Origin of the sequence: Sporomusa sp., assembly GCF_035561255.1 — a bacterium.
Classification (GTDB): Bacteria; Bacillota; Negativicutes; order Sporomusales; family Sporomusaceae; genus Sporomusa.
In genome coordinates this window covers 21,923-29,512 of sequence record NZ_DATMXX010000325.1, presented here as the reverse complement: position 1 = coordinate 29,512, position 7,590 = coordinate 21,923, and the positions used below count along the sequence as shown (strand labels likewise).

General features: G+C 46.2%; 6 protein-coding genes. All 6 read right to left on the bottom strand.

Annotated elements, in window-relative coordinates:
- Positions 1 to 213 precede the first annotated feature (213 nt).
- From VN379_RS17855 to VN379_RS17830, 6 genes are read right to left on the bottom strand one after another with little or no spacing between them, the layout of a single operon-like run.
- Entirely contained in the window at positions 214 to 960 is a 747-nt protein-coding gene (locus tag VN379_RS17855) for a class I SAM-dependent methyltransferase (RefSeq protein ID WP_325536288.1), read from the bottom strand.
- 60 nt (positions 961 to 1,020) lie between these two features.
- A complete protein-coding gene (locus VN379_RS17850) occupies positions 1,021 to 1,788 on the bottom strand; it encodes an ABC transporter ATP-binding protein (RefSeq protein WP_325536286.1) in 768 nt (255 codons plus the stop codon).
- Positions 1,788 to 2,834 carry an iron ABC transporter permease gene (locus tag VN379_RS17845; RefSeq protein ID WP_325536284.1) on the bottom strand — a complete coding sequence of 349 codons (1,047 nt, stop codon included), beginning with the start codon at positions 2,832 to 2,834 and terminating at the stop codon, positions 1,788 to 1,790. The genes VN379_RS17850 and VN379_RS17845 overlap by 1 nt, the downstream gene beginning before the upstream one ends.
- Positions 2,835 to 2,850: 16 nt before the next feature.
- Positions 2,851 to 4,014, bottom strand: coding sequence for an ABC transporter substrate-binding protein (locus VN379_RS17840; protein ID WP_325536282.1), 1,164 nt, complete (start codon positions 4,012 to 4,014; stop codon positions 2,851 to 2,853).
- A 38-nt stretch (positions 4,015 to 4,052) separates the two neighbouring features.
- Positions 4,053 to 5,807: an ABC transporter ATP-binding protein gene (locus VN379_RS17835; protein ID WP_325536280.1), complete on the bottom strand. Its 1,755-nt coding sequence runs from the start codon at positions 5,805 to 5,807 to the stop codon at positions 4,053 to 4,055.
- Positions 5,808 to 5,821: 14 nt separating this feature from the next.
- Complete coding sequence (locus VN379_RS17830; protein ID WP_325536278.1) at positions 5,822 to 7,546, bottom strand: ABC transporter ATP-binding protein; 1,725 nt, start codon at positions 7,544 to 7,546, stop codon at positions 5,822 to 5,824.
- Positions 7,547 to 7,590 lie beyond the last annotated feature (44 nt).

Sequence of the window (7,590 nt, the reverse complement as noted above, 5' to 3'; positions counted from 1 at the left end):
ACATATTATAACGTACTCGTTATTAGGATGCAATATAGTTCGAAAAAATTGTATAAATATTAACTTTTTTATTGAATTATATTCTTTCTTTAGGCCTAATGTAAATTAATGGTACATAAGGGATTATTGGCTTGCCTTATTAATCGCGGCCCTAATCCAGCCAGCACCAAAATGGGGGCTACCCTGTTCAGCTCAACTACAGACTTTCTTTTATCATTTAGAAGCACAGATAGCAAACATAGGTGTTGGATAATAGAGAATTTGTTGTATTTCATCATCAACTAAACAACTAATATTCTCCTGGATCTCAATCTGTTGAAAACCGCATTGCTGAAAAGCTTGTAGGTCCCATACCGGACGTTTCTCATAAGATAAAGGTAACTGCCTGGCAATCGCATCACTTTCTGCCCGCTGCTCTGGCGTAAATTGGTCTTGATAACCTTTTTCAATGGCAAGCTGGCGATATTTATCACACTGTTGCTGTAATTCCGGATCGCTAATACGCAAATGCCAATTGGCGTCAAAAACCAGAACTTTTCCCGTTGGTTTTAAGAGCCGGTACCATTCCTGGTATACCTCTAACGGATTGGGTAAAAGCCAGGTTACATTCCTTGATACGATCAAGTCAATACTCCCTGTACGTAAATCAACAGCATGGGCATCTGCTTTTAAAAATCGAATATTTTTCCCAACTGACATTGCATTTTGCCGGGCTCGCTTCAGCATATCTTCACACTTGTCTATTGCTGTAACCGAATAACCCAGACCAGCTAACAATATGGCAAAAAAACCCGGCCCGGTCCCCACATCCAATACTTGAAGATTTTCGCCTGTCCCCGTATATTTAAGCAGCAGCGACTCCCATGCTTCTTTTTTTCCGCCCGCCATTTCCTTCTGAACAAGTTCATTATAACTGTCAGCCCGTTTATCCCAATACTTCTCAATGCGATTTTCCAACATACTTATCGCTCCTTTATTTCGTAGTAATTAGACTGGGAAAGTCATCAATCTTTCTCTCCTCTATTTTATCGAACTCATTGCCATAACATGAGGAACGCCATCACTGGCCTGCTGAACAGCGGCATTTACCTGATACACTGTCCGGAGCATAACCGGAGTCAATACTGCTGCAGGCTGCCCGGCTGCATACACCTCACCTTCAGACAATACAACAATTTCATCGGCATAACGGGCTGCCATATCAAGTTGATGCAGGGTAACAACAGTCGTCAGATTTCTGGTGATTGTCAGTTCCTTGATTAGCTCCAGCATTTCCAGCTCCCGATGCAAATCCAAACTGTTTGTCGGTTCATCTAAGAGTAAGATGCTAGGTTCTCTTACCAATGCCTGCGCAATAAACACCATTTGCCTTTGACCGCCGCTTAACTCACAAATATTCCTGGCAGCTAATTCTTCGATGCCTAATTGCCTGAGAATCTTTAAAACATAATTCACTTCGATATCATTGACTGTCAGTGATAAAGAGTGTACCCTTCCCAAAAGGACAACCTCAAAAACACTCAAAACAGCTTTGCCACACCCCTCTTGAGAGAGATAACTAATTTGATTCGCACTGTCCTGTGGTTTAAGAAGGTTTAAATTCTTACCATCTATCAAAATATCCCCCTGTCCCCGCAGGATGCCGCAGATGCATTTAAGCAGGGTAGACTTGCCTGTAGCGTTAGGGCCAATAACAGCCGTCATCTTTCCCCGGCGGAAAGTAAGATTAATATTCTTTAATATTGATTGCGAGCCATAAGCAAACGATAAATTACTTATTTCCAGCATTACCAATACCCTCTTTTCTGCGTTAGAATAAGCGAAAAGAAGAAAGGTACACCAATCAGCGATGTAACGATCCCGATTGGGAAAATTACACCCGGAATAATCATTTTACTGCCAATCGAAGCAACGGAAAGCAATAAGGCTCCCCCCAGAGCCGATAGCGGCAAAAAGAATCGCTGATCCTCACCTACCAGCATTCTGGCAATATGCGGACCAACCAAACCAATAAACCCGATTGTACCTACGAAACATACTGCCGATGCAGTCAATAGTGAAATAAGTACAAAGGTTTTTAACCGCAGCTGTTCAACATTTATCCCCAGGCTTTTGGCTTTCTCATCACCCAGCTTCAAGGCAGTAAGTTGCCAGGCATCTTTGGCAAGCACGGGAAGAGCAATCACCAGAACTGCCGCAACTAACCCCACCTTAGGCCAGGTTGCCTTCATCAAGCTGCCAAACAGCCAAAATACAATAGCCTGCAGGGCTTCGGCCGAGGCCATATATTGGAGTAAAGCCAACAAGGCATGAAAGAGAAACAACAGACCAATCCCGGCCAATACCATAGTTTCGGCTGTTATCGCCCTTGCCCGGCCAATGAAGTAAATTAACAAACAGGTTAACAGCGCAAAAACAAAAGCATTGATAGGCACAAGATAATCCTCAGATATTGGCAGTGTACCTGCCCCCACGACAATGGCTAAGGCCGCACCAAAGCCTGCACCTGCCGATATTCCCAGGGTGTAAGGACTAGCCAGCGGATTGTCCAGGATAGTCTGCATCTCAGCCCCGGCGATACCAAGTGTTGCCCCAACAGCAACAGCCATCAAGGCCGTTGGCAGTCGCAAGGTCCAGACAATAATCTCGGTTGTCGGTTCAACCGAACCTGCCCCAAGAATTGCCATAACTACATCTGATATGGATAACCAAGCCGGCCCCACTAACACATCCACAAGCAAGCTCACCATACATACCACTGCAACCAACAGCAAATAGGAGCATTTCCGGGCAATAATACTATGATATACTACTCGGTCTTTTACTAATTCCATACCTATTCTCCTTGGCTTAATTCTGCAACTCCATCATCCAGATACCGCTTAATTCAACAGGCAGAAACTTCTTGTGGAATTCCTGGAAGCTTGCAAGCGGGTCTACATCCTTGAACTCTTCCGGGTAAAACCTTTTGGCTAGATATTGAATAACCACCAAGTCATAGACCTCACGGGAAATACCATGGTGGATAGAACTCACTTGCTTATTCTTAACAGCGTTAAGCTCTGACCAACCTGTGCGTTTGGTAAAAGCCTCAAGCAGCTTTTGCGATTCTACAGTGTCGGACATAAATCCCAAACGCATTGATTCCGGCTTCTTCGGCCAATATGAGCCGGTAATAATGATAATATCCGGATTAGCCTTCAGTAAAAACTCAGGATTGATTTGACCCCACTTTTCAAATTTATCTTTGGTTATATTGACACCACCGCATTGCTCCACTAAGGCCCCCCACATTGAGTTACCGTAAGTATTACCATAGGTAGCCGGCCCTTCTGACCCAACCTCCACATAAACTTTGGGTTTAGGTTTATTTATAGCCTTTAAACGCGAATAAATTTTATTAACCTGCTCCTGGTGATAGGTGGCAAGTTCCTGCGCCTGCTGCTCTTTTCCAAGAATTTTCCCCATTAACAAAATACTTTTGGTATGATTCTCGATACTTTCAGTGTGGTAATCAATAAATACAGTTGGTATTCCCGCAGTCTCCAGCTTCTTCACAATATCCTGGGATTGTTTTACTAAACCTAAAGGCAGAACAAGCACGTCCGGCTTTAAGCTAATGACCTTCTCTACACTAAAGCTATCCTGATCAATATTCCCAACATCCGGAATTTTTTCTAGCTCCGGCATGGCTTCAGAATACTTTTTCCACATGTCAAACCGAAAGTTTCTTAAACCATAGTCCCAGCCAGCAATCTTTTGTGGGGCATCTTTTCCCGCCAGAGCCAACATGGTAATAAATCCCCCGCCGCTGCCGCTCCACTGTAGTACTACCTTATTGGCAGGAGCTTTGATCTTTACTTCCCGCCCCGCAAGATCGGTTACCTGTATTTGCTCATCCTTTTTCGTTGCCGTTTGCTGTGAGCAGCCTGTTAGAGCGGTAATAGCTACGACAAAAACTAGTACTAGTAAGCATAGTTTCTCTAAGGACCGTTTCCAATTCATTGTAATCATCTACTTTCTCTCACATTTTTCCTAATATATTATCCTAATCAACCTGCCGCAACCTGTGAAGAAACAAAGTCGCGATAAAACCCTTGTTGTTTAATAAGTACTGTGTGCGGGCCTGTTTGTACAACCTTCCCCTGATCAAGAACAATCAGCTTATCAGCCTCGCGGAAGGTAGAGAGGCGGTGGGCTACGATAAGTGTAGTCCTGCCCCGGCGCAGGTTTTTGATAGATTCCTGTAGCAGCCTTTCATTCTCGGTATCCAGGCTGGCTAACGCCTCATCCATAATCAGGATAGGGGCGTCGGTCAATAAGGCGCGCGCAATGGCTACCCGCTGCTTCTGACCCCCGGACATTCTTAGTCCCCGTTCACCGACATTGGTGTCATAGCCTTCTGGCAACCCGGCAATAAACTCATGGATGTAAGCGGCACGGGCGGCAGCATAGACTTCTTCCAAAGAAGCCTCTGGCTTACCAAGTTTGATATTTTCTAACATAGTGGTATTAAATAAATAAACATCCTGTGGCACAATAGTAATCAACCCACGCAAGTCCTCCACCGACATATCCCGCAGATCTACCCCACCGACAGTAATCTGGCCCCGTTCCACATCCCAGAAGCGTTGCAACAAGTTAAGACAGGTTGTTTTTCCTGCTCCGGATTGTCCAATAAGGGCCACCGATTCGCCATCAGCCACTGAGAAATTTACACCATCCAAAACATATGGCAAATCCCTGCCATAAGTGAAGGAAACCCGTTCAAACTGAATGTTGGCTGCCCTAATACCGGTCAAACTCCCCTCATTGATAAACCGCACTGTCTCTTTGGCTTCCAACACGGTAAATACCCGGTTAGCTGCCGCCAGGATGAGCCCAAAATTTCTCCCCATCCCAGTTAGCTCCAGTACCGGGGCAAAAATATTTGCAGCCATAATGACTGACACAGGCAGCCAGTAAAAAGCCATCTGCCCCTCAACAATCAGATAGGCGGCTGTACCGAGTACTGATATAATAGCCATAGCTGTAAAGGTATTAAGCAAAGCACCTTCTAATCCCAGCCTTTTTCCATAAGCCATCAGACTTTGATCCAGTCCCTCAGACTGACGTCTTAATCTTTGCAGAAAGCCTCCGGCAAAATTATAGGAAACGATTTCTCGCAACCCCTGCACGCCATCTACAACTTCTGCAGTGATTCCAGCCATTCTGGTCCGTACATCCTGCCCTTGTCTGTCAGCCTTTTTTCGCAGCCACAGTGGCACACTGAACAACAAGAGCATCCAGGGAATAACCACTAACGGCAGTAGCCAGTGAATCCAGCCCATCGCGACAAGTGTCACGGTGGCTGCTACTACTGCCACTAAAAATGTGCCTGCTGTATGGGCAAAAAACCATTCCAGAACCTCGGTGTCCGACATCAGTGTTGAAGCAAGATCGCCTGAACGCATATTCAGAAGGTAGGCTGGGGTTACTTTTTCCACCGCCCGGTATAGCTGACCGCGAAAGTCTTTCAATATTTTAAAGGCAACATCGTGAGCTACCCACATATCGGCAAAGTGCATGATGACACGCACAGTGACCACAACAGCCAGTACCGGCAACAGCCCACTAATCTCTTCTGTCCCCTGGCCTGCAGCTGCCAAACCTACCAGGTATGCTGCCAGCGATGACCCGGCAATAGCCAGCAGGTGATGTGATATCCCGCATAACACCGATAACGCCAACCCAATGCGATAAGGCCTTAAATATGGCATAAGCCTGACACAGCCTGTCAAATTCATTTTTTCCAGTAAAATAGACAACGCAAACTCCTCCTTTAGGCATGCTGGGCTCTAACCAACTGTACATAAATATCTCCGGCTGACAGTAATTGTTGATGGGTGCCTGCTTCCCTGACTTCACAGTCATCTAACACAACAATCCTGTCTGCTCCCTGAATAGTGGATAACCGGTGAGCAATAATCAGCGTAGTACGCTGGCTTGTCAAACCCTCTAATGCTTGCTGAATGAGTTCTTCACTAACACCGTCCACATTAGAAGTCGCTTCATCCAGCACCAGTACCGGCGCATCTTTCAGTATGGCCCGCGCCAGAGACAGCCGTTGCTTTTGCCCACCCGAAAGCCGTATCCCCCGCTCCCCAATTTGAGTCTGATATCCAGCAGGCAGCTCTGTGATAAAACCATGGGACTGTGCCAATTGGGAGGCCCGGGCCAGCTCTTCTTCAGTGGCATCAGGCTTGGCAATCCGCAGATTATCGGCTACTGTGCCGTAGAAAAGATAGGTATCCTGAAAAACTACGGCAATCTGGCTACGCAGCTCAGCCAGCGAATACTCTCTGACATTACGGCCATCAAGTACCACACTGCCTTGCTGCGGATCAAAAAAGCGTAATAACAAGTTAACCAGTGTAGACTTACCGGAACCCGACTTGCCAACCACAGCTACAGTTTCCCCGGGATTGATCCTGAAAGAGACATCTTTCAGCGCGGGCCGCTTGCCGGTCTCATAGGAAAACGTGATATTCTTAAACTCAATTGATGGTTGAGCTGACAGGGTCTTGGTAACAGCAGTTAATGGGTTTTTCACCGTTACCGCAGAATCCAGTACGGCAAAAATCTCCCGGCCTGCAGCAAGACCCAAAAAGCTGCGATGCCAGAACATAACTAAGTCATTGAGCGGCCGAAAACACTCGATTGTCAAAAATAGGATAACAAACAAATCAGCTAATGGTAATATGCCGGAAGCCACCCGCCAGGCTCCTACCCCGGTGGCCAGGGTTGTACCTGCAGCGCCGGCCCATTTAACCATAGCACTGTCAAACAATGCCGTCCCCAGTCCCTGCATAGAATGGCGGTAATGCCGCCAGCCCTCCTCGTCCAAATCCAGTGCTTTTCTTTGACTGGCATTAAACACCTTCAAGGTTGGTAACCCCTGCATAGCGTCAATATACTGGGCATTAAGCCGGGCATAAGAACGCCAGTAATCCAGCAGGATTTTCCCCACAAACGGGCTCATCAGCATCGGAAAAAAAGCAGCGATCAATACCCCGCTCAAGGCAACCACCCCTACCAGCCAGTCCAAATGCCAGATATAAACGGCAATCAGACCAGAGCCAAACAAAGCAATAAGGAGTTGCGGAATATAGGAAGTAAGAAACGGTTCCAGTGACTCTACACCTTCGGTAAGCACCGCCTGCAGGCCACCGCTCCGGTAGCTCTGCTGATAAGCGGGTCCCAGGTGCAGAATATGCTCAAACAGCCGCTCTCTAAGCTTGCTTTTGACTAAAAAGGCAATTCTTTTAGCGTAAATTTCATCTAGCCAATGCAATAGGCCGCGAATAGCTACCAACAAACTAATGAATAGCAGGATGGCTCCCAGGCCCTGCAGGCTTTTATTGAGAAAAATACTATTAAGCCCCTTTGCCACAGCAAAAGCCTGTGCTACATAAATAGCAGTAATGACAATTCCCAAAAATGTTTTACCGGCAACATGCCGGTAACCCCCCTTCAGTAAAGAAAACATTCGTAAAAAAAACCACATCCGGTTCTCACACCCTAACTTATTATTAAATCAGTTTCAGCCAC

Bases quoted from the DNA above. Each gene is read 5' to 3' on its own strand.
- VN379_RS17840 (WP_325536282.1), bottom strand. From the start codon at position 4,014: ATGATTACAATGAATTGGAAACGGTCCTTAGAGAAACTATGCTTACTA.
- VN379_RS17845 (WP_325536284.1), bottom strand. From the start codon at position 2,834: ATGGAATTAGTAAAAGACCGAGTAGTATATCATAGTATTATTGCCCGG.
- VN379_RS17850 (WP_325536286.1), bottom strand. From the start codon at position 1,788: ATGCTGGAAATAAGTAATTTATCGTTTGCTTATGGCTCGCAATCAATA.
- VN379_RS17855 (WP_325536288.1), bottom strand. From the start codon at position 960: ATGTTGGAAAATCGCATTGAGAAGTATTGGGATAAACGGGCTGACAGT.
- VN379_RS17830 (WP_325536278.1), bottom strand. From the start codon at position 7,546: ATGTGGTTTTTTTTACGAATGTTTTCTTTACTGAAGGGGGGTTACCGG.